Origin of the sequence: Streptomyces sp. NPDC056835, assembly GCF_042789485.1 — a bacterium.
In the GTDB taxonomy this organism is placed as follows: domain Bacteria; phylum Actinomycetota; class Actinomycetes; order Streptomycetales; family Streptomycetaceae; genus Streptomyces.
Genome location: NZ_JBHUBB010000019.1, coordinates 41,332 through 61,457 on the forward strand (window position 1 = coordinate 41,332; position 20,126 = coordinate 61,457).

Annotated in this window: 19 protein-coding genes; 10 read left to right on the forward strand and 9 right to left on the reverse strand. The window is 69.2% G+C overall.

Annotated elements, in window-relative coordinates; all coding sequences use genetic code 11:
* The first annotated feature begins 3 nt into the window (after positions 1-3).
* The 3 genes from ACFRMN_RS22220 to ACFRMN_RS22230 all read left to right on the forward strand — a co-directional run bounded on the left by ACFRMN_RS22220 (position 4) and on the right by ACFRMN_RS22230 (position 3,436).
* Positions 4-1,062, forward strand: a complete 1,059-nt coding sequence (locus ACFRMN_RS22220; protein ID WP_383022174.1) for an aspartate-semialdehyde dehydrogenase — start codon at positions 4-6, stop codon at positions 1,060-1,062.
* Positions 1,063-1,394: 332 nt separating this feature from the next.
* The gene (locus ACFRMN_RS22225; RefSeq protein ID WP_383022176.1) at positions 1,395-2,057 is read left to right on the forward strand and encodes a SigE family RNA polymerase sigma factor; all 663 of its coding nucleotides are present in this window, start codon (positions 1,395-1,397) and stop codon (positions 2,055-2,057) included.
* Entirely contained in the window at positions 2,054-3,436 is a 1,383-nt protein-coding gene (locus tag ACFRMN_RS22230; protein ID WP_383022178.1) for a hypothetical protein, read from the forward strand. The genes ACFRMN_RS22225 and ACFRMN_RS22230 overlap by 4 nt, the downstream gene beginning before the upstream one ends.
* A gap of 56 nt (positions 3,437-3,492) precedes the next feature.
* Here ACFRMN_RS22230 and ACFRMN_RS22235 read toward each other — a convergent pair whose 3' ends face one another.
* The 3 genes from ACFRMN_RS22235 to ACFRMN_RS22245 all read right to left on the reverse strand — a co-directional run bounded on the left by ACFRMN_RS22235 (position 3,493) and on the right by ACFRMN_RS22245 (position 7,007).
* Entirely contained in the window at positions 3,493-4,245 is a 753-nt protein-coding gene (locus ACFRMN_RS22235) for an SURF1 family protein (RefSeq protein WP_383022180.1), read from the reverse strand.
* Between the two features lie 166 nt (positions 4,246-4,411).
* Positions 4,412-6,199: a prolyl oligopeptidase family serine peptidase gene (locus ACFRMN_RS22240; RefSeq protein ID WP_383022344.1), complete on the reverse strand. Its 1,788-nt coding sequence runs from the start codon at positions 6,197-6,199 to the stop codon at positions 4,412-4,414.
* Positions 6,200-6,374: 175 nt separating this feature from the next.
* Positions 6,375-7,007 (reverse strand): TetR/AcrR family transcriptional regulator, encoded by a 633-nt coding sequence (locus tag ACFRMN_RS22245; RefSeq protein WP_383022182.1) that lies wholly within the window; start codon positions 7,005-7,007, stop codon positions 6,375-6,377.
* 102 nt (positions 7,008-7,109) lie between these two features.
* Between ACFRMN_RS22245 and ACFRMN_RS22250 the strand changes: the two genes are divergently transcribed.
* A complete protein-coding gene (locus ACFRMN_RS22250) occupies positions 7,110-7,811 on the forward strand; it encodes a hemerythrin domain-containing protein (protein ID WP_383022184.1) in 702 nt (233 codons plus the stop codon).
* Positions 7,812-7,849: 38 nt separating this feature from the next.
* On the opposite strand, the gene ACFRMN_RS22255 is transcribed toward ACFRMN_RS22250, so the two are convergent.
* Positions 7,850-9,145, reverse strand: coding sequence for an FAD-dependent monooxygenase (locus ACFRMN_RS22255; RefSeq protein ID WP_383022186.1), 1,296 nt, complete (start codon positions 9,143-9,145; stop codon positions 7,850-7,852).
* 254 nt (positions 9,146-9,399) lie between these two features.
* On the opposite strand from ACFRMN_RS22255, the gene ACFRMN_RS22260 reads away from it, so the two are divergent.
* The 4 genes from ACFRMN_RS22260 (at position 9,400) to tatA (ending at position 13,621) form a co-directional block, all read left to right on the forward strand.
* On the forward strand, positions 9,400-9,681 hold the full coding sequence (locus ACFRMN_RS22260; RefSeq protein WP_383022187.1) for a twin-arginine translocase TatA/TatE family subunit: 282 nt from the start codon (positions 9,400-9,402) through the stop codon (positions 9,679-9,681).
* A gap of 156 nt (positions 9,682-9,837) precedes the next feature.
* The gene (locus ACFRMN_RS22265) at positions 9,838-10,194 is read left to right on the forward strand and encodes an ArsR/SmtB family transcription factor (protein ID WP_383022346.1); all 357 of its coding nucleotides are present in this window, start codon (positions 9,838-9,840) and stop codon (positions 10,192-10,194) included.
* 19 nt (positions 10,195-10,213) lie between these two features.
* Positions 10,214-13,294, forward strand: coding sequence for an HAD-IC family P-type ATPase (locus ACFRMN_RS22270; protein ID WP_383022188.1), 3,081 nt, complete (start codon positions 10,214-10,216; stop codon positions 13,292-13,294).
* 111 nt (positions 13,295-13,405) lie between these two features.
* Complete coding sequence (gene tatA / locus ACFRMN_RS22275; protein WP_383022189.1) at positions 13,406-13,621, forward strand: Sec-independent protein translocase subunit TatA; 216 nt, start codon at positions 13,406-13,408, stop codon at positions 13,619-13,621.
* Positions 13,622-13,635: 14 nt separating this feature from the next.
* On the opposite strand, the gene ACFRMN_RS22280 is transcribed toward tatA, so the two are convergent.
* The 5 genes from ACFRMN_RS22280 to ACFRMN_RS22300 all read right to left on the reverse strand — a co-directional run bounded on the left by ACFRMN_RS22280 (position 13,636) and on the right by ACFRMN_RS22300 (position 18,929).
* Positions 13,636-13,890 carry a hypothetical protein gene (locus tag ACFRMN_RS22280; protein WP_383022191.1) on the reverse strand — a complete coding sequence of 85 codons (255 nt, stop codon included), beginning with the start codon at positions 13,888-13,890 and terminating at the stop codon, positions 13,636-13,638.
* A gap of 150 nt (positions 13,891-14,040) precedes the next feature.
* Positions 14,041-15,969, reverse strand: coding sequence for a molecular chaperone HtpG (htpG, locus tag ACFRMN_RS22285; RefSeq protein WP_383022193.1), 1,929 nt, complete (start codon positions 15,967-15,969; stop codon positions 14,041-14,043).
* A 437-nt stretch (positions 15,970-16,406) separates the two neighbouring features.
* Positions 16,407-17,060: a peptidase inhibitor family I36 protein gene (locus ACFRMN_RS22290; RefSeq protein ID WP_383022195.1), complete on the reverse strand. Its 654-nt coding sequence runs from the start codon at positions 17,058-17,060 to the stop codon at positions 16,407-16,409.
* A 193-nt stretch (positions 17,061-17,253) separates the two neighbouring features.
* The gene (locus tag ACFRMN_RS22295; RefSeq protein WP_383022197.1) at positions 17,254-18,288 is read right to left on the reverse strand and encodes a CU044_5270 family protein; all 1,035 of its coding nucleotides are present in this window, start codon (positions 18,286-18,288) and stop codon (positions 17,254-17,256) included.
* Positions 18,285-18,929, reverse strand: coding sequence for an RNA polymerase sigma factor (locus ACFRMN_RS22300; protein ID WP_383022348.1), 645 nt, complete (start codon positions 18,927-18,929; stop codon positions 18,285-18,287). Before ACFRMN_RS22300 ends, ACFRMN_RS22295 begins: the two co-directional genes overlap by 4 nt.
* 202 nt (positions 18,930-19,131) lie before the next feature.
* Here ACFRMN_RS22300 and ACFRMN_RS22305 point away from each other — a divergent pair, with 202 nt between their 5' ends.
* Positions 19,132-19,353, forward strand: coding sequence for a hypothetical protein (locus ACFRMN_RS22305; RefSeq protein WP_383022199.1), 222 nt, complete (start codon positions 19,132-19,134; stop codon positions 19,351-19,353).
* A 179-nt stretch (positions 19,354-19,532) separates the two neighbouring features.
* Positions 19,533-20,111, forward strand: a complete 579-nt coding sequence (locus ACFRMN_RS22310; protein WP_383022350.1) for a Tn3 family transposase — start codon at positions 19,533-19,535, stop codon at positions 20,109-20,111.
* Positions 20,112-20,126: the final 15 nt, after the last annotated feature.

Here is a 20,126-nt window from a genome sequence, read left to right on the forward strand (position 1 = left end):
GCGATGAACGGCGGGCCGACGCTCGCGGTCGTGGGTGCGACCGGGGCCGTCGGCGCCGTGATGCTCCAGATCCTGTCGCAGCACGCCGACGTCTGGGGCGACATCCGCCTGATCGCCTCACCGTGTACGGAGGGCGGCAAGCTGTCCGTACGCGGGGAGGCGACCGAGGTCGTCGCGCTCTCCGAGGCGGCTCTCGACGGTGTGGACGTGGCGCTGTTCCTCGTACCGGACGAGGTGTCCACCCAGTGGGCACCGATCGCCGCGGCCAAGGGCGCCGTGGTCGTGGACAATTCGGCCGCGTTCCGGATGGAACCCGACGTACCGCTGGTCGTGCCCGAGCTCAACCCCCATGCCGTACGGGCCCGTCCGCGCGGCATCGTCGCGAGTCCGGGGTGCGCCACGCTCTCGATGATCGTGGCGGTGGGCGCGCTGCACGCCGAGTTCGGGGTGCGCGAGCTGAGGGTTTCCTCGTACCAGGCGGTCAGCGCCGCGGGACAGGACGGCGTCAGCGCGCTGCGCGAACAGCTCTCCCTGGTCGCGGGTACGGAGCTGGGTACGCGCCCCGGTGATGTGCGCCGCGCGGTGGGTGATGCCACCGGACCCTTCCCCGCCCCCCTGGCGCTGAATGTCGTGCCGTGGTCCGGGACCGCCCTGGAAGGCGGCTGGTCCTCGGAGGAGATGGCGATCCGTGAGGAGACCAGGAAGATCCTGGATCTGCCGACGCTGCGGGTGTCGGCGACCTGTGTCCGGGTCCCGGTGATCACCGGCCACTCCCTCGCCGTGCACGCGCGCTTCGAGCAGGAGATCACGGTCGGCCGGGCGCACGAGATCCTGGCGACGCAACCGGGCGTGGTGCTGTTCGACAACCCCGGAGCGGGCGATTTCCCCACGCCCGCCGATGTGGTGGGGACGGATCCGACGTGGGTGGGACGGGTGCGGCGGTCGCTGGACGACCCCCGGGCGCTGGAGCTGTTCGTCTGCGGCGACAATCTCCGCAAGGGCGCCGCGCTGAACACGGCTCAGATCGCCGAGGCCGTCGCCGTGGAACTGTCGCGGCCGTAACTCACTCCGGTTCACCGCGGCCCGGAACAGGCGCCAAATCAGGAAGCCATAGATCCATAAAACTTTGTAGAATCTGTGAACGTCCTGTGGGCAAACCTATGCTCCATGCCTCTTGAACTGGGACGTTGTCGTGTTCGACGATGCGCATCCGTCTTTCTGCGAGAGCTCCGCAACCGCTGGACGGCTGGAAAGCGTCTCTGCGGTCGCCCCTTTGCACTGTCGCAAAAATGGGGCATAGGGGGAGATTAGTTACGCATGAGAGTATTTGGTGCAGCGTCAAATGGGGTGGGGTGCGCGTACAACCCTGGCGGGGGGAAGCGTGTCCAACTGGCGTGGCAGAGGTTCTCGAATTCACAGCGATCGGCCCGGTGCGCGGCGCGACAGTGCGTCCGCTCCGGCGTCCCCGCACGCCCGGCGGCATGCCGGTGATCGCCCCCATGCCCGCCGCGCGGCCCGCACGCATACCGTCCCAGCGCGATGGCGCTGACGAGGTGACGGCCGCGGGCACCACCGTCGACCACCTGACCGAGACCTACCGCGCCCACTACCGGTCGCTGCTCGGTCTCGCCGCCCTGCTGCTGGACGACACGGCCTCCTGCGAGGACGTCGTTCAGGAGGCCTTCATCCGGGTGCACTCCGCGCGCAATCGCGTACGTGAGCCGGAGAAGACCCTCGCGTATCTGCGGCAGACGGTCGTGAACCTCTCCCGCTCCGCGCTGCGCCGCCGCATCCTCGGTCTCAAGCTGCTCTCGAAGCCGATGCCCGACATGGCGAGCGCGGAGGAGGGCGCGTACGACCTGCTGGAGCGGGACGCGCTGATCAAGGCCATGCGCGGGCTCCAGCGCCGGCAGCGCGAGGTGCTGTCGCTGCGGTACTTCGCGGACATGACCGAGGCGCAGGTCGCCGAGACGCTGGGGATATCCCTGGGCTCGGTGAAGGCGTACGGCTCGCGCGGCATAGCGGCGCTGCGCGTCGCCATGGAGGCGACGGCATGAGTGGGCGTAAGGACCGGCGAGGAATCGGCCGAGGCGAGAGCCCGGCCGAGAACCGCGGCGAGGACCGCGGTGCGGACCGCGGCGAGGTCCGCGGGACCGAGCAGGCCGGGCCGGACGCTCCGTTGAACGACCTGACTGGAAACGGAATTGTGAACAACGGGCCGGAGAATGAGCTGAGCGGCCTCGGTGACACGGGTGCCGACAGGTGTAAGAAGACCGCCAAGAGCGACAGTGGCGGCGATGGCGACGGCGTTGGTAACAGCGGCGTTGGTGGCGGCGGTGCTGACGGCGGCGTTGGAGTCGGCGGTGGCGGCGGTGTCGTTGACGGCGGTGAGGCCGCGAGCAACGACCTGAACGGTGTCCTGGACGGGGACGAACTGGCGCTGCGGCGGATGCTGCACGGCGCCGTGGGCGACCTGCGCCCGTCCGACGGCGCCCTCGACCATCTCCGCAAGGCCGTACCGACCCGGCGGGCCAGAAAGCGCCAGGCCGTCGTCGGTATGGCGGCGGCGGCGCTGCTGTTCGGTACGGCGGTCCCCGCCTTCGTCCATGTCGCCAACTCCACCGACGCGGTGGACGACCGCGCCGTCAGCACCGGCCACGGCGAGCAGACGCAGGGCGGCACCGACGCCGGCAAGGGCACCACGGGTGGCAAGAAGGACGACAAGGACAGTCCTTCCGACAAGGTGTCCGCCGACGACGAGGATGAGCCCGGCAAGAAGGACAAGCCGGATGGTGGGGCCGTGTCGGGTTCGCCGGATGGCGGCAAGGGCGGTTCGCACGACCCCGACGCTCCCTATGAGACCGCTTCCTCGCCCGCCTGCGACCCGAGCCAGCTCCTGGTCGTGGGCCAGACGGGCGCGCCGGACACCGCGGGCACGGTCTACGGGAGCTTCCGCGTCTCCAATGTCTCGGCCTCGGGCTGTGCGGTCGCAGGCCGCGGCACGGTCGGCACCCTGGCGACGGGCGCGGCGGACCGGAACAAGATCACCGTCGTGCAGCACACCGCGGGCGACCCGGCCGCCGGGCTGCCCGACCCCTCCCAGGAGGCGGCGGCACTGGTGCTCCCGCCGGACGGCGCCTACGAGGTGAAGTTCGCCTGGGTGCCCTCGGAGACGTGTCCCACGACCGGCGCCTCGCCCGACCCCAGCCCGTCGGAGGACGGCACGGCGGGCACGACCGGCGACCCCGGTACGGGCCCCGGCACCGACCCGGGCGGATCGAACACGGAGACCCAGCTCACCACCGACGGCGGCACGATGGACGGCTCGGTCGCGGTGTCCCACACGGCGGCGCCGGGCGCCCCGAGCGGCCAGACGACCATTTCCAACGCCTGCGCCGGCACCATCTACAAGACGGGCGTGCTCAAGGCGTCGTAGGGCAGGACGCGAGCGCTCGTAGGGACAGGGGCCCGGAAGCCGGAGTGCTACGAGTGCTACGCGGCGGTCTCCAGCCCCAGCTTCCGGTCCCTGATCGCCTCGGCCTCGCGCCGGGCCAGCCGGAACCACATGAAGACCACGAAGCCGGCGAAGACGAACCACTCACCGGTGTAACCGAGGTTCTGGAACGCCTTGAGGTCGAGCCCGGTGTTCTGCGGCACGCCCGCGGGCACGGCCCGCAGCCCGTCCGACGCCTTGCTGACGGTGACCCAGGCGTCGTACACGTCGTACGGCACGACGTTGACCAGCGACGCCGCGCTGATCATGGCCAGCTGGCCGCGGGGCAGCCCGCCGCCCGCCCGCACACCGTCGGAGCCGGTGGACTCGGACGCCTGGAGCGACCCGGTCACGGTGACTTCGCCGGTGGGCGGCGCGGGCACCTTCTCGCCGCTCGGCAGCCAGCCGCGCACCACGGGCAGCGCCTTGCCGCCGTCGGTACGGAGCATGGTCAGCACATACGAACCGTTCTCGCCGTCCAGCTCCCGGTCGGGCACCAGGAACTGATCCCCGTACCGCCCGCTCGCCGTGGCATGCCGGCCCGAGGTCTGCTGGTCGACCGGCAGCAGGGTCTCCAGCGCCTCCGTGGGCCGCTCACCGGGATCGGGCGCCGTCTTCGCGGCCTCGTGCGAGGCGACGCGGTCCTCGAAGCGCCCCAGCTGCCAGGTCCCCATGAAAACGCACACGGAGATCGCCAGCAGGACGAAGGCGCTGATCCCCAACCATCGCGGAGTCACCAGGAAGCGGTACACCCCTCCACGGTACGGAACGCCGCCCACGCCCCCGGTCCCGGGTCCCCCGTTGAGCCCGGCCCCGGGTCCCCGCGGAGTCCGGGACCCGGGCTCCCGCAGGGCCTGGGACCAGGGCTTCCGTTGAGCCCGGTCCCGGGGCCTTCCGTCACCTCAGCTCAGCCTCGACTCACCGTGCGCCCACCCCCAGGTGCTTGACGGCGAACTCCAGCTCCAGCCGGACCTGCTTGATCCGCTCCTCCACGACGAGCGAGCCATGGCCCGCGTCGTACCGGTACACCTCGTGGACCGCGCCCCGGTCCGCCAGCCTGTCCACATAATTCTCCACCTGGCGGATCGGGCAGCGCGGGTCGTTGACGCCCGCCGAGATATAGACCGGGGCCCGGACGGCGTCGACATAGGTCAGCGGGGACGAGGCCGCGAACCGCTCGGGCACCTCCTCCGGCGTACCGCCCAGCAGCGTGCGGTCCATCGCCTTGAGGGCTTCCATCTCGTCGTGGTACGCCGTCACATAGTCGGCGACCGGCACGGCCGCGAGCCCCAGGGCCCAGGCATCGGGCTGCGTGCCGAGGCCGAGCAGGGTCAGATAGCCGCCCCACGATCCGCCCGACAGCACCAGCTTCGCCGGATCCGCCAGACCGGAGTCCACCGCCCACTCCCGGACCGCCGCGATGTCCTCCAGCTCGATCAGCCCGACCCGGTGCTTGAGGGCGTCCGTCCACTCCCGTCCGTATCCGGTGGAGCCCCGGTAGTTGACGCGGACGACCGCGAAGCCGTGGTCGACCCATGCGGCCGGTCCCGCCGCGAACGCGTCGCTGTCATGCCATGTCGGGCCGCCGTGGATCTCGAAGACCGTCGGGAACGGGCCCTCGCCCGCCGGCCGCTGCACCAGCGCGTGGACCCGGCCGCCGGGACCCTCCACCCACGCGTCCTCCACCGGCACCGAGGAGGGCGCCGCCGGTCCCGGCGGATCGAGCACCACCCCGCCCGCCGTGGAGCGCACCTCCGGCGGACGGGCCGCCGACGACCACAGATACTCCACGCTTCCGTCGGGCCGGGCCGTCGCGCCCGAGACCGTCCCGGCCGGGGTCTCCACCTGGATCAGCGCGCTCTTGGCGAAGTCGTAGCGCCACAGCTCGCCGCGGGCCTCGAAGCTGTGCGCGACCAGCAGCCCCGATCCGTCCGGATACCACTCGGCGTTGACATCGCCGGGCAGCTCGATGGCGAGCTCGGTCTCCTCGCCGGTCAGCGGATTCCAGACGACCGGCTCCCAGCGGCCCCGCCGCTGATGGCCGATGAGCAGCCGGCTGTCCCCTTCCACCGGCGCGAAGCCCAGCACCTCAAGGCCCAGCTCGCGCGTACCGCCCTCCGTGTCGTCCAGCTCCGCCACCACCGAGCCGTCCAGCCGCAGCACCCGCACCGCCGAGTGCATCGCGTCGCCGTGCTCGGTGTGCTCTATCGCCAGCAGCGAGCCGTCGTACGACAGATCCCCGACCCCGGCCGACTCGCGGTGCCGGTAGATCTCCACGGGCTCCCCGCCGGGCCGTACGACATGGAGCGTCGAGCCGTCCTCGTCGGTCGAGCGCCCCACCACCGCCGTACCGTCCCGGCCGAGCGCGAGCCCGGCCGGATAGGAGGGGCCGAGACCAGGCACCGCCGGCTCGTCACCCGCGCCGTCCGCCCCGGCGGCGAAGCGCTGCCGCATCCAGACCCCGAACTCGTCCCCGTCCGTGTCCGAGAACCACCAGATCCACTCGCCGTCGAGCGAGAGCACGCCGTCCGTCGTCCCGTTCGGCCGGTCCGTCGCCTGCCGCTGCTCACCGGTCGCGCGATCCCACGCGTACAGCTCGTACGTCCCCGTCGCGTTGGAGACGAACAGCGCGCGTTCCGGCGCGTCCTCCGCCCAGTCGGGCAGCGACACCCGCGGCGCCCGGAAGCGCTTCTCCCACTCGGGCATCGAGGCCGCAGCCCGGGCCGCTGCCGAGGCCGCCGCCGGGGGCGCTGCCGAGGCCGCCGCCGGGGGCGCTGCCGAGGCCGCCGCCTGGGCCGCTGTCGAATCCGGTGTCGAACCGGTGATCTCAGTCATGCCCCCTATTCTGCGCCCGGCCCCTGACATTCCGTCGGCGTCCCGCTCAGCCTGTGGATAACTCCTTGAGCAGCATCTTCGTGGCCATGGCTGTCAGCTGTTTCTCGGCCTGGTCCCAGGTCCAGCCGCATTCGTCAACGAGCGTGCGCCAGGCGCCCAGGCCGAAGCAGAACCACAGCACGTCCGCGCACTGCTCGACGGTCACCCCGGCCTTGAGAGCACCGAGGCCCCTGAGGTGTGACGCGATCTCTCGAAGGGCAGAAGTGTAGATAGAGGTGCCCTCGTCCCAGAGTGCTTCCGCCGCCTCGTGCACGGGCAGCGCGCTGTAGAGAATCGCGATGGATTCGCGATGCTCCTCGTTGCTGAGCCGGGTGCGGTGGGCGAGCAGGGCGATGGCGGAGACGGCGTCGTCGGTGTCCCGTATCCGCTTCACGGTCTCCTGAGCGCCGGAGTGCGCGGCCGCGCGGTGGATGGTCTCCCGCAGTATGTCGAGCCGGCCCCCGGCGCTGACGTACACCGTCTTGACCGCGATCCCTGCCTCGCGGGCGATCTCCGCGATGGTCACCTGCGCGAAACCCCGCTTCAGGAAGAGCCGCCGCGCAGCGTCGATGATGTCGCGCCGCGTGGCGGCCGCGGTGAGCTCGCGGCGAGGGGAGTGGTACTGACGTCCGCCAGACATACAGACATTTTATGGCAAGTCATGCGTTTATTTCACTACCTTTGGGTTCATTACATAGGGGTTAACCCTATTTTCGAGGGACAGAGAATGACGGTTTCATCCGTGCTTCGAACCGAACGCTCGCGTATGTACGAAGAACTCCTCGCTGAGCACACGATCATGCGGAGGGGCGCTGCCCTCGTGGCCGTCTCGTTCGCGAATCTCGCCGACGGTCAGCCCGTCGACGTCAGGACACTGGTCAGCACCTCCCGTTGGCTGATCGATTACGTCAGGAGCCACCACGGGAGCGAAGACGAACAACTCTGGCCGGTGCTGAGCGACCTGTTTTCCCCCGCCGTCGCCGAACTCGACCGGATGGTCGCCGAGCACCAGGCGCTCGACGCCGAGCTGCACACCCTCGCCAGGGTGGTCGACGCGATCGCCGCCCGGGAGATCGCGGGCGGCCGCGCCGAGGTGCTGGTCGTCGTCAGTGAGGCGGCCATGTCCGGGCTGCCGTCGGCCCAGCGGGTCCACGACATTCTGACCAGGCACTTCGATGAGGAGGAGCCGGTCCTGCTTGAGCTGTTCGCGCAGGTGCCTGACGCCGACCTCGCGCGGGTGCGGAACGGGATCTTCCACGGCGACTTCCGGGTCAGCCCGCATCTGGTGCTCGGCCTGATGGAGGACCCGGACCGGATCCCCGGGTACGCGGCTGTGCTGAGGGCCTTCCCGGCGTCGGTGCGCTGGCTGCGCCCGGTGCTGCTGGCGCGCTACCGCTCCACCAAGAAGGCGCTGGCCGTGACGACGTTCCTGGACAGGATCTAGGTCCTGTCCAGGGACGTAGTACGGGGGCGCGTCGGTGGTCAGCTGCCGGAGGCGCGCGAACGGGCGTGCAGCGTTCGCGCGACCCTCGGGCCCAGCCAGCGCTTGAGCTTGCGCAGCGCCTCCAGCTGCTCGGCCGCCCTGTCCATCCGGTAGTACAGCTGGGGCGGGATGTGCGGAAGCAGCGGGGAGTGCCGCTGCCCGAGCAGCGCGAACATCTGCGCCGGGGCGAGATGGATATAGCGCGGAAGGTTCTCGTACCACTGGGCGCTGTAGCGGGCCGCGCTCTGGACGGGGAGGAGGGCGGACCTCCGTTCCCGCTCGTACTGGACGAGGGCGGGCCGCAATTCCGGGTGCAGGTCGTTCCCGCCGTGTCCGCGCCGGCTGCTGTGTCCGCCGGGTCCGCTGGGTCCGCTGGGTCGGCCGTATCCGCTGCGCCCGCGCAACGCGCCGGCCAGTGCGATGGCGTCCTCCAGCGCGAGTGTCGTGCCCGCGCCGATGGAGTAGTGCGTGGTGTGGGCGGCGTCGCCGAGCAGGACGAGATTGCCGTGGTGCCAGGTCCGGTTGGTCAGGGTGCGGAAGTTCAGCCACTGCGCGCTGCCGTCCGCGTGCGCCCTGCCGATCAGCCGATGCCCGTCCAGCGGCCGGGCGAAGAGCCGTTCCAGCAGGGCCAGACCGTCCGCCTCGCTCGCCCTGTCGAGCCCGAGGCCGGTCCAGGTCGCCGGGGAGCACTCGACGATGCAGGTGCTCGCGTCCTCGCTGAACCCGTAGGCGTAGCACCAGATCCAGCCGTGCTCGGTTTCGACGAAGGCGAAGGTGAAGGAGTCGAAGACCTTGGTGGTGCCGAGCCAGATGTATGTGTTGTGCCCGGCCGTCGCCTCGGTGCCGAAGTGTCCGGCGTGGCGCTCGCGCAGTGCGCTGCCGACTCCGTCGCAGGCCACGACCAGGTCGGCGTCGGGCAGTTGGGCCGCGTCGTTGATCGGATGCTCGAACTCGACGCGCACGTCGAGGGAGCGCGCCCGCTCGGTGAGAATGTCGAGCAGCCGGCGGCGGCCGATGCCGAAGCCCGTGTCGCCGTGGTGCACCGTCTTCCGGTCGCCGACGTGTGCGACCCCGTCGCTCCAGCGGACCGAGCTCTCGCTGATGGCGACGGCGGATTCGGGGTCGTGGACATGGAGCTTGTCGATCAGGCTGCCCCAGTAGGTCACTCCCCAGCCGTAGGTGGACCCGGCCGCGTTCCGTTCGTAGACGGTGATGTCATGGGACGGGTCCTGCCGTTTCATCAGGATCGAGAAGTACAGGCCGGCGGGCCCGCCGCCGACGCATGCGACCTTCACAGGTGCTCCCGGTTGTCCCTTTGTGACGCAAAGTGATCAATGGCGGACGAAGAGTAGCAGGGGGTTGTGGGTTTCTTCCGTGGTCGGCGCGGTCGGCGCGGTCGGCGCGGTCGGTGGGGTCGGCGCGGTCAGTGGCGTCGGTGCGGTCGGCTGTGTGTTGGCTCGGTGCGGGCTTGTTGTGCGGTTGCCCCGTACGAGATACTTCTACAGCGCTGTAGAAGTCGATCCGATCCGCAACCGGGAGAGCAGACCTGATGTTCGGCTTGAGTGAACTGGCCCTGATCCTCATCGTCGTCGCGGTGGTCGTCGGGGTGAAGAGGCTCCCTGAGCTGACCCGCTCCGCCGGCAAGGCCGCCCGCATCCTCAAGAGCGAGACGAAGGCGCTCAAGGAGGAGGGCAAAGCGGAGGGCAAGGAGGAGGGCAAGGCGGAGGGGAGGGCGGCCGATGCCGCCGCGCCGGGGGAGCGCCATGTCGTCACGGGGATCGTCGTCGAGCGGAACGACCCACCCGCGCGGGATTCTCGCGACAGGCCGTAGCCCTAGACTGAACCGCTGGTTCGGGCCTTCGGATGTTCGGGCCTCGGGACGCCTGGGCATTCGGACGCCCGGGCCTTCGGACATAAGGGCATGACGACATTCGGGTTGACGGGGTGACGGCCCGCGCGGGACGGGAGAGCGATCGTGACGGCAGGTGTGCCGGCGGGTTCCGGTGGTTTCGAGGACCCTCCTGCCGAGGTGCTGGCCGAGGCCGCCGCCGCGTTCGGATTGCTCGCGTCGTCGGCGCGGCTCCACATCATGTGGGTACTGGCCCAGGGCGAGAGCGATGTGACCGGACTCGCCGAGCGCGTGGGCGGGGCGCTGCCCGCCGTCAGCCAGCATCTGACCAAGCTGAAACTGGCCGGTCTCGTACGGTCGCGGCGCGAGGGCCGTCGCCAGGTGTACTTCGTCGACGATCCGGATGTCGTGACCGTGGTCCGGCTGATGGTCGGACAGCTGACCGACCGCGCGGCGCACGCTCCGGCACGGCGCGTCCGCGACATCACGGCCTGAGTCAGCGGTGCCCGACTCCGTGCCGTCCGGGACCGGCGTGTCCGGGACGGATGTGTTCGCGGCGACCGGGTCCGGGACGGGGGCCGGTTCCGGCCGCGGGCCGACGGATCCGTGGGCGGCGGGTGCGGGCGGCACCCCGCCGGATCTGACCGCCCTCACCTCCCTCCAGGTGCTGCGGCGGCTGGACAGCGGGCCGCGCGGGCTGACGGACGCGCAGGCCGAGGAGCGTCTGCTCCGGTACGGCGAGAACGCGGTGCCGGAGTGGCGTACGGCGTCCTGGCCGCGCCGTTTCGTACGGAGCGTGCGGGATCCGTTCACCGCCGTACTGCTCTGTCTCGGGGTGGTGTCGGCCACCGTCTCCGCCTGGGGCACCGCCCTGGTGATCCTCTCGCTGGTCGTGGTCAGCTGTCTGCTGCGGTCGTCCGGGGAGCACCGGGCCGACCGGTCCATGGCCGCGCTGCGCGAGCTGGTGGCCACGACGGCGACAGTGCTGCGGCGCGGGAGCGACGGGAGTGAGGGCCGTGACGGGAGTGAGGGCCGTGACGTGCGTGAGGGCCGTGACGTGCGTGAGAGGCACGGTGCGCGTGACGGGCGCGGTGCGCGGGACGGCGGAGGCGCGCGTGATGCGCGTGGCTCGCGTGACCGAGGCGGTTCGCGGCCGAGGGAGATTCCGGTCGACCAGTTGGTGCCGGGCGATGTGATCCGTCTCGGCCCCGGTGATCTGGTACCCGCCGACGTACTGCTGCTGCGCGCGAGCGGGCTGACCGTACATCAGGCCGCGCTGACGGGGGAGTCGGCGCCGGTCGCCAAGTACGCCGTCGACGCGCCGGGCCTGCCGGGCGGCGGGGGAGCCGACCCGGCCACGCGGGGCGGACCCGGCGCCCGTACGCCTGCGGGCGACGAGGCTTTCGCGGGGGTGTTCGCGCAGCCGCGGCTGTGTTTCCAGGGCAGCAGTGTGGCGTCCGGCAGTGGCACCGCCGTCGTCGTGGCGACCGGGACACGTACGCGGTTCGGTGCCGCGCGCAGCCGGCCGGGGCGCCGTACCGCCAGTGCCTTCGACCGGCAGGTGAACGGCATCTCGTGGGTCCTCATCCGGTTCATGCTGCTCACCCCGCCGCTCGTGCTGATGGCCAACGCCGCCCTGCGCGGCCGGGGTTTGGAGACGCTTCCCTTCGCGGTCGCGGTCGCCGTCGGGCTCACTCCGGAGATGCTGCCGGTCATCGTCACCACCGCCCTGGCCCGTGGCGCGTCACGTCTCGCGCGGCACCACGCGATCATCGTCAAACGCCTGCCCGCGCTGCACGACCTGGGCGCCGTGGACGTACTGTTCCTGGACAAGACGGGCACCCTCACCCAGGACCGGCCGGTGGTCGGCGGGGCGATGGACGCGTACGGCGACCCCGACCCCGAGGTGCTGCGCTGGGCCGCGGTCAACGCCTGGTGGACCCTGCAACTGGCCGATCTGCCCGCCCCGGACGCCCTCGACGACGCGATCCTGGACGCGGCGGACGTGCAGGATCCGGGCGAGGAGGGTCCGGACGTGAAGGGTCCGGGAGGGGAGGGTCCGGACGTGAAGGGTCCGGGTGGGCAGGGACCGGGCGGGGAGGGTCCGGACGTGGCGGGTCCGGCACGGTACGAGGGCGTGGCGGCGCTCCCGTTCGATTCCGTACGCCGCCTCTCCACCGCGGTCGTACGACGGCCCGGCCGTCTCGGCACCCACACGCTCGTCGTCAAGGGGGCGGTGGAAGCCGTACTCCAGCGGTGCGCGCTCGACGACGAGGAACGGAACCGGCTGTCCGCGCTGGCCGCCCGCGAGGCCGACAGCGGTCTGCGGCTGCTCGCGGTCGCCACGGCGGAACGGCCCGCCCGGCACCGCGACTACACCCCGGCCGACGAGCGCGGACTCGACTTCCTGGGTTTCGTCGCGCTCCACGACGCCCTCGCTCCGACCGCCGCCGAGGCGCTGAAGGTCCTCGCCGCGCGCGGCGTCACGGCCAAGATCCTGACGGGCGACCACCCGGGCACGGCGGCCCGCGCGTGTCTGGACCTGGGTCTCGACACGGCCGCCGTCGGCGACCTCGCGGGCAACGGAGAGGTCCCCACAGCCGAGAGCAGCGGGAGCGGTGGGAGCAGCGGGAGAAGTGAGAGCGGCGGGAGAGGTGAGAGCGGTGGGATCGTCAGCGCCGAACGGATCGGCGCCCTGACCGACGCGGAACTCGCCGAGCTCGCCCGGCGCACCACCGTCTTCACGCGCTGCACACCCGAGCACAAGGCCCGTATCGTCGCCGCCGTCCGCGCCGACGGTCATACCACGGGCTTCCTCGGCGACGGTGTCAACGACCTGCCCGCGCTGTACGCCGCCGATGTCGGGATATGCCCGCGCGACGCGGTCGATGTCGTCCGCGAATCCACGGATGTCGTGCTCGCGCGGAAGGACCTCACCGCGATCGAGCACGCGATCGGCGCCGGGCGGCATTCGAGCGGCAATATCGCCACGTATCTGCGGATCACGCTCTCCTCCAACCTCGGCAACGTCATCGCGATGCTCACCGCCGGGTTGCTGCTGCCGTTCCTGCCGATGCTTCCGGCGCAGGTCCTCGTACAGAACCTGTGCTTCGACGCCGCGCAGCTCGCCTTCGCGTTCGACCGGCCGCGGCCCGAGGTGCTGCGCCGGCCGACGGAGCTGCGCTCCCGGGCGTTCTTCCGGTTCATCACCGGCTTCGGGCTCATCAACGCCCTCGCGGACCTGGCGATGTTCGCGGTGCTCGCGTCGGCCTTGCATATCGCCGTCAACGCGGGCAGCCAGGCGGAGTTCCACTCCGGATGGTTCAGCGAGAACCTGCTCACCCAGGCGCTGGTGATGCTGCTGTTGCGTACGAACGCACGCCCCGCGTCCGGGCCCCGGGCCTCGGGCCCCGTCCGCTGGGCCGCCGCCGGGCTGGCCGTGACCGGGTTGCTGCTGCCGCTCTCGCCGCTCGGCCCTGTCCTGGGCATGCCCGCGCTGCCGGGGCTCTACTACGTACTGCTCGGCGTCGTGCTCGGGCTGTACGCGGCCGGACTGGTCTTCGCGCGGGGGCGTATCGGCGGCCCTCAGCCGTAGGAGGATCCTTCCGCGTCGGCCGCCCGCTCTGCCGCTCACCGCATGGTTGTACAGTTGCGCAATGTAGCAACTTACGAATCCATGGTTCGGCGAGAGGAAGGCGGGGCGGAAATGTTGCGTAACGGGTTGGAGCCTTGGCATCTGCTGATCGTGGCGATCGTGATCATCGTGCTGTTCGGCTCGAAGAAGCTGCCGGACGCCGCGCGTGCCGTGGGCAAGTCGATGCGCATCCTCAAGAGCGAGACGAAGGCGATGAGGGAAGAGGGGGAGGGCGCCACGCACCCCGCCCCTCCTCCCGCCACGGAAGGCGCCGACACGGCCCGTTGAGGGTGCGGCTCGGCTCAGGGGCTGGCCCTGTCGATCCCGTACCGCAGCGGCTCGCCCCGTACGCGCGGGTCCCGCCGGTACACGTAGACGGCCTCCGCCTGCGCGCCGCCCGCCGGCCCTTCCAGCTCGCAGGGGTATGTCACCTGCACGACGGACGGCCGGTCGGCGACCCGCATCCGTATGCCGTCCGCGGGTCCTCCGTCGAGCACCGCGGTTTCCCATTCCGTCCCGCCCGGAACCCTGCCCGGCATCCTGCCCTGATCATCCATGCGAACACTTTAAGGGTTGCGCAAGTTTAGAACTATGGGCTGGATCCGGACAGGACGTGCGTCGCGGGCGTGCGCCGAGGTCCGGTCCGTCCGTCGGCCGTGGAGCTCGACTGCGCGGTGCTGCGCGGTGCTGCGCGGTGCTGCGCGGTGCTAGAGGGTGCGCTCCAGCCGGTCGGCCATCAGCCTGATGAAACGCGAGGGGTCACTCAGCTCGCCGCCGTCCGCGAGAAGGGCCATTCCGTAGAGGAGTTCGGCCGCCTCGGCCAGTCCCGCGTCGGCGTCCCGCTCGGTGTGGGCCTTCCGCAACCCGGTGACCAGAGGGTGTGTGGGGTTGAGTTCGAGGATGCGCTTGATGTGCGGCACCTCCTGGCCCATGGCGCGATACATGTTCTCCAGGGTGGGCGTCACATCGTGGGTGTCCCCGACGATGCAGGCGGGGGAGACGGTGAGCCGGGAGGAGAGCCGTACCTCCTTCACGCTCTCACTCAGCTCCGTCGTCATCCACGTCAGCAGACCGGCGAATTCCTGCTGCCGCTTCTCGCGTTCGGCCTCGACCTCCTTCTTCTCCTCCTCGGTGTCGAGATCGACTTCCCCCTTGGCGATCGAGCGCAGCTGCTTTCCGTCGAATTCCGGTACGGACTGGACCCACACCTCGTCGACCGGGTCGGTCAGCAGCAGTACTTCGAAGCCCTTGGCCTGGAACGCCTCCATGTGCGGTGAACTCTCAATGGCCGAGCGCGACTCGCCCGTCATATAGAAGATGTGCTGCTGCCCCTCCTTCATACGGTCCACGTACTGCCGGAGAGTGGTCAGCCCGTCCTTGTCCTGGGTCGACGCGAACGAGGAGACACCGAGGATCGCGTCGCGGTTCTCGAAGTCGCTGAGAAGCCCTTCCTTGAGGACCCGGCCGAATTCCTTCCAGAACGTCGCGTAACGCTCTGGACTGCTGGACATCATATCCTTCAGCGTTGACAGCACCTTCTTCACGAGGCGACGGTGCATCAACTGGATCTGACGGTCCTGCTGGAGAATTTCGCGCGACACATTGAGCGACAGGTCCTGCGCGTCGACGACACCCTTGACGAAGCGAAGATATTCGGGCATGAGCGCTTCGCAGTCGTCCATGATGAACACGCGCTTCACATAGAGCTGAACTCCGCGCTTGTGCCCCTGCATGAACAGGTCCTGCGGCGGGTGGGACGGGATGAAGAGCAGCGCCTGGTATTCGAAGGTGCCCTCCGCCTGCATACGGATGGTTTCGAGCGGGTCGTTCCAGTCGTGACTGATGTGCTTGTACAGCTCGCTGTACTCGTCATCGGTCACCTCGTCCCTGGACCGGGCCCACAGCGCCTTCATCGAGTTGACCGTCTCGACCTCGCGGGGGCCGTCGCCGTCGCCGCCGTCACCGTCGCCGTCCTCGTCCGTGGACTCCTTGGCCATCTTGATGGGCCAGGTGATGAAGTCCGAGTACCGCTTGACGATTTCCCTGATCTTCCAGGCGGACGTGTAATCGAAGAGCTGATCCTCGATGTCCTCGGGCTTGAGCCGCAGCGTCACTGACGTACCCTGTGGCGCGTCATCGACCGTCTCGACGGTGTACGTACCCTCACCGCTGGACTCCCAGCGCGTCCCCCGGCTCTCCCCCGCCCGCCTGGTCAGCAGCGTCACCTCGTCGGCCACCATGAAGCTGGAGTAGAAGCCCACGCCGAACTGCCCGATGAGTTCCTCGGAAGCAGCCGCGTCCTTGGCCTCCTTCAACTCCTTCAAGAACTTCGCGGTGCCGGAATTCGCGATCGTCCCGATGAGCTGCACCACTTCGTCGTGCGACATCCCGATGCCATTGTCGCGAATGGTGAGCGTGCGCTGCTTCTTGTCAACCTCGATGCCGATGTGGAGATCCGATACGTCTTCCCGCAGCTCGTTGTCGCGGAGGGATTCCAGCCGCAACTTGTCCAAGGCGTCGGAGGCATTGGAGATGAGCTCGCGCAGAAATACATCCTTGTTCGAGTAGATCGAATGGATCATCATCTGCAGGAGTTGACGCGCTTCAACCTGGAACTCGAATGTCTCGATAGGCATGTTGCCCGGATTCCTTCCCCGATTACTCGTCAGCGCCTATGCGGTGGGCCGGCTCACATGGTATCCAGCCGTCGCGCCGCTCACAGGGCGTCCGGCGAGAGCGGGCCTGGTCGCCGATGTGGGGCACGCGAAGTCCGCAGGGGGAGCGGAAGTGACGCAGCCGAGAGCTGATGAGCGGCCAGGTATCGCTGCGGCCATCGTCACGGGGCGAGTGGTGCTACCGGTGCGGCACTGGGTTCGTTTCGGCATGCTGAAGCAGTGTGGCGCGCCGTGGTTCGCCAGCCGGCAGAGGGCTGGAGCGCGGGGCAGGCAGTGGCATGACGTGACGCGACGTCACGTCACGTCACGTCACGTCGCGGTCGTTAAATCCGGCGGTCATGGCGGGCAAGGGCCCTGCCCAGCTTCGGGCAGGGCCGTGTCACTTGCTGCCGAGCTGGTTACATTTCTATGTAGTCGGCCTTGTCGTTCCAGCTCCCACCGGTCGGATAGCCGACATCGATGAAGTTGTAACAAGCAAGGTTCCCCAGAGCCATGTAAGGGTCGGGCAGGCCAGTCCGGGCGTCGTAGACCAGCGCGCCTCCGATGGGACGGTTGACGCATGCGGAACTGGCCTTGTCTCTGAAGTCCCAGTCAGCCAGCTGCTTCGTGCCGCTGGCAGACCACTGAAGTCTGCGGCCGACTCCGTTCCCGCTTTCAAACAGGCAGAAGTAGGGCGAGGAGCAGTCACTGAAAGCCGTCGGACCGAATGCGGCGTTGGGGAGCTTCCGGGCGGCCGCTGACGGGTCGATTGTGGGCAGCGCCGCGTCCGCTTCCTCGGTGCTGTCGTAGCAGTAGACCTTGCCACTGGGGACTTCGGTGCAGGCTTGGGCGCCTTGCCAGCCGTCGGCCAGGTTGATTTGTCTGCCCTTGTACAGGGCGATGACGGGCTTGCTCTGTTCGAGCCGCTCGTTCACTTCCGCCTCGGCCTCGGGCGTCAGGATGCCGACCTCAGGGGCCGGTGTCAGAGCGGTGGAAGCGACCGCTGTTGTCATACCTACGACGACGGCGCAGGCCGTCGCCGTGAGGGTGACTGCGAAGCGTGCGATACCCATGATGACTCTCCAGTGTGACGAGACGACTGTGATCAGTCGTCAGTCAACGAGAGGGTCACATTCGGCGTCATCCCTCATCCGCGAACAAGCCAATAAGTGGCAGGCAAGGAGGTCTTGCGCCCCCAAAGTGGCATGACAAGTTCAGGTGGGGTACTTCATTTCGTCAGAACTCAACCCACGTGGCGTGTATGGATCACGTGGTCGGGTTGGTGTTCTGGCTGGGGTTGGGGGTGGGTGGTTGGCCTGCTTCGTTGGTGATGCCGTTGTTGGTGATGGCTGTTGAGGTTATGGGTGTGCCGGCTTTGCCCCAGGCGTTGTCTTTGAGGAGTGTGGTGCGTTCGCCGAGCAGGCGTGTGGTTTTCTTGTCGAAGATCCACTCGATTCGTTCGCCGTCGTGTACGCGGGCGACCGCGATGCCGTGGCGGCCGACGGCGTCCACGGCGTCCGGGACGGTGATGACGCCGGGGATGCGGGCGGCGGCGCGGTAGAGGGCCGCGCTGATCTCGGGTGGGGCGATCGAGGCCCGGAGCAGGTCGCCGATGATGACGAAGGCTTCTTGGTCGGGTCCGGTGGTGGAGTCCGAGCCGGGCCCGTGATTCCGGTTCGTGTCCTGGTAGATGTGTGTGAGCAGGGCGGCGGGTTCGGTGGGGAGCTGCGCCAGGAATCGGTAGGTGGGGACGTTGAGGTTGCCTGGTCCGGGGGCGTCCAGGAGGGTGTCGCCGCTGCCGTTCTTGCGTTGCAGGGTGCGGGCGCTGCCGTCCACGGATGTCCACTGCTCGTAGCTTTCGTCCTGGGGCAGCCGTTGCATGGTTCCGTCGGCGGTCTCGGACAGGGCGGTGGTGTGTCCGCTCACTTTCACGTAGGTGAATTGTGTGGCCTTGGGTGGTGTGGCGGGGTTCGCGGTGGCGGCGAGAGCCGCCTGTTCCAGGAGCTGAACCGATGCCGTTGACGCGGGCGGGGTTGTTGGTGCCGGGGTGGTACGGATGCTGGGCAGTACGACCGCGGCGATGGCGGTGCACGCGACCGCCGCGGAGGCGAAGGTGATCACGGCACGTCGCCGGGTGCGGACTCGTCGGGGGGCGTTCGAGCTGTTGTGGCGGTCGATTTCCAGGAGCAGGTTCTGTTTGTGCTGGTGGAAGGTGGCGGGCGCCGGGCGCGGGTAGGGAGGGGGCGGCAGTACGGCATCCGCTTCGGCTCGCCCGGCCGTTTCGGATTGTTCGAAACTCATCGTGTCTTCCTCCGGTACGAGGGGACTTCGGGTGCTGTGTCGTTCAGGGTGTGTCCGCCGGCGGGTTCCCGTTCTGCCGTTTCCATGCCGGATCGCAGCTCGGTTTCGACCATCTCGCGCAGTTTGTTGCGGGCGCGGGAGAGTCTGGAGCGGATCGTTCCTGTCGGTACTCCGAGCGCGTCGGCGGCTGCCGTATAGCTCAGTCCTGACCACACGACCAGCGTGAACACTTCGCGTTCGGTTCGCTTGAGCCGCCTCAGCGCTCTGGCCGCCGCGGCCAGGCGTTGCGTGTCGGTGAGTTGTCCGACCACTTCGTCCGCGAAGTCGGGGCGGGTGTCCGGGGGTGGCAGGCGGGACATGGCTTTGCTGTGCCGGCGGGCGGCTCGTGCGGAGTTGCGGAGCACGTTGGTGGCGATGCCCAGCAGCCAGGGGCGGACGCTGACGACTTCACCGCGGAGCTTGTGGCGCAGTCGCCAGGCTTCGAGGAAGGTGAGAGACATCACGTCTTCAGCCGCGGCCCAGTCGCCCGTCGTGCGGACGGCATGGGCGTACACCACACGCGCATGTTGATCGAAGATCTCGGCGAACGCCTCACGCTCACCGGACCGGACCCGCTCGTTCAGTGAAGACTCCACACCCATAAGTGTCCGCACAACCCGATCGGTTCCACCCCGCCGCACTCCTGTCCTCCGCGTCCTGCGCGAACCAGTTCACTTCGAGCATCGGCCCGTCCGCGAACGCCACCTCGGCACACGCCTATTCGTCGCCCGGCATCAGCGTCCGTGGCGTCGTCCGGCCCGAACCTCTGGGCGGTCCGTCCTGTATGCCGTCACAGGGCTCGTGATGGTGGCGCTGCTGGTCGCTGCCGTGGTCGCGGGAAACGTCGTGTGGAACGGCGCGCCGTATCCTTTGGCCGACCCCGACGCGGTCGCGCAACGGCTCAAGGCCCGGTCCGACGAGGTGTACGACGACTTCGCGCTGCCCGAGAAGTACGCCGCGGGCTCGGGGCAGGGTCGATACCGGCGCCTGTTACTACCGGGGGCTGAGGAGCATCGCCCACCTTGACGAAGCGCGAAGCGACGTCCGCGGCTTCGGTCTCGATTGGAGCGTGCCCGGCGTTTCCGAAGCCACCGCCCGAGACGCGCAGCGGCGCGTGCGCCAGCGACTGGTGCGGAAGGGGTGGAAACTCACCCACGAAGGCGACCGTGCAGGCGTGACCTTCCGCGAACTGGGCTACGCACTTCATCCCGTGCGGGGTGTGGGAGGCCGTCTACATCATCGAGGGCCTGCTGAAGAAAACCAGTGAGGTGCGGCCGACCACCGTGCACGCGGACACCCAGGGCCAGAGCTTTCCGGTCTTCGCGCTCGCCCACCTGCTGGGCTTCGACCTGATGCCCAGGATCAGGAACTGGAAGGAACTGACCTTCTACCGGCCCTTCAAGCAGAGCGAGTACGTGCACATCGACGCCCTGTTCGGCCAGCCGGGCAAGAACGTCATCGACTTCGACCTGATCGAGTCCCAGTTCCGCCACCTGATGCGCGTGGCCTTCTCCGTCTGCGAGGGCACCAGCTCCTCCTCCACGCTCCTCAAGCGCCTGCGCTCCGGGTCGCGAAAGAACGCCATTTACGCCGCATTCCGCGAGGTCGGACGCGTGATCCGCACCGTTCAGCTGCTGCGCTACCTCTCCGACGCCCCGCTGCGCCGACGGGTGACCGCGGCGACCAACAAGGTGGAGTCGTTCAACCGGTTCTCCCAGTGGATCGGCTTCGGCAACCGCGGCGTCATCGCCGACAACGACCCCATCGAGCAGGAAAGGCGATGAAGTTCAACGCGCCTC

Coding starts and splice junctions, on each gene's coding strand:
- tatA (WP_383022189.1), top strand. CDS start 13,406: ATGTTGCGTAACGGGTTGGAGCCTTGGCATCTGCTGATCGTGGCGATC.
- ACFRMN_RS22300 (WP_383022348.1), bottom strand. CDS start 18,929: ATGGGTGTGGAGTCTTCACTGAACGAGCGGGTCCGGTCCGGTGAGCGT.
- ACFRMN_RS22305 (WP_383022199.1), top strand. CDS start 19,132: ATGGTGGCGCTGCTGGTCGCTGCCGTGGTCGCGGGAAACGTCGTGTGG.
- ACFRMN_RS22295 (WP_383022197.1), bottom strand. CDS start 18,288: ATGAGTTTCGAACAATCCGAAACGGCCGGGCGAGCCGAAGCGGATGCC.
- ACFRMN_RS22290 (WP_383022195.1), bottom strand. CDS start 17,060: ATGGGTATCGCACGCTTCGCAGTCACCCTCACGGCGACGGCCTGCGCC.
- ACFRMN_RS22260 (WP_383022187.1), top strand. CDS start 9,400: ATGTTCGGCTTGAGTGAACTGGCCCTGATCCTCATCGTCGTCGCGGTG.
- htpG (WP_383022193.1), bottom strand. CDS start 15,969: ATGCCTATCGAGACATTCGAGTTCCAGGTTGAAGCGCGTCAACTCCTG.
- ACFRMN_RS22240 (WP_383022344.1), bottom strand. CDS start 6,199: ATGCCCGAGTGGGAGAAGCGCTTCCGGGCGCCGCGGGTGTCGCTGCCC.
- ACFRMN_RS22245 (WP_383022182.1), bottom strand. CDS start 7,007: ATGTCTGGCGGACGTCAGTACCACTCCCCTCGCCGCGAGCTCACCGCG.
- ACFRMN_RS22220 (WP_383022174.1), top strand. CDS start 4: ATGAACGGCGGGCCGACGCTCGCGGTCGTGGGTGCGACCGGGGCCGTC.
- ACFRMN_RS22280 (WP_383022191.1), bottom strand. CDS start 13,890: ATGGATGATCAGGGCAGGATGCCGGGCAGGGTTCCGGGCGGGACGGAA.
- ACFRMN_RS22230 (WP_383022178.1), top strand. CDS start 2,054: ATGAGTGGGCGTAAGGACCGGCGAGGAATCGGCCGAGGCGAGAGCCCG.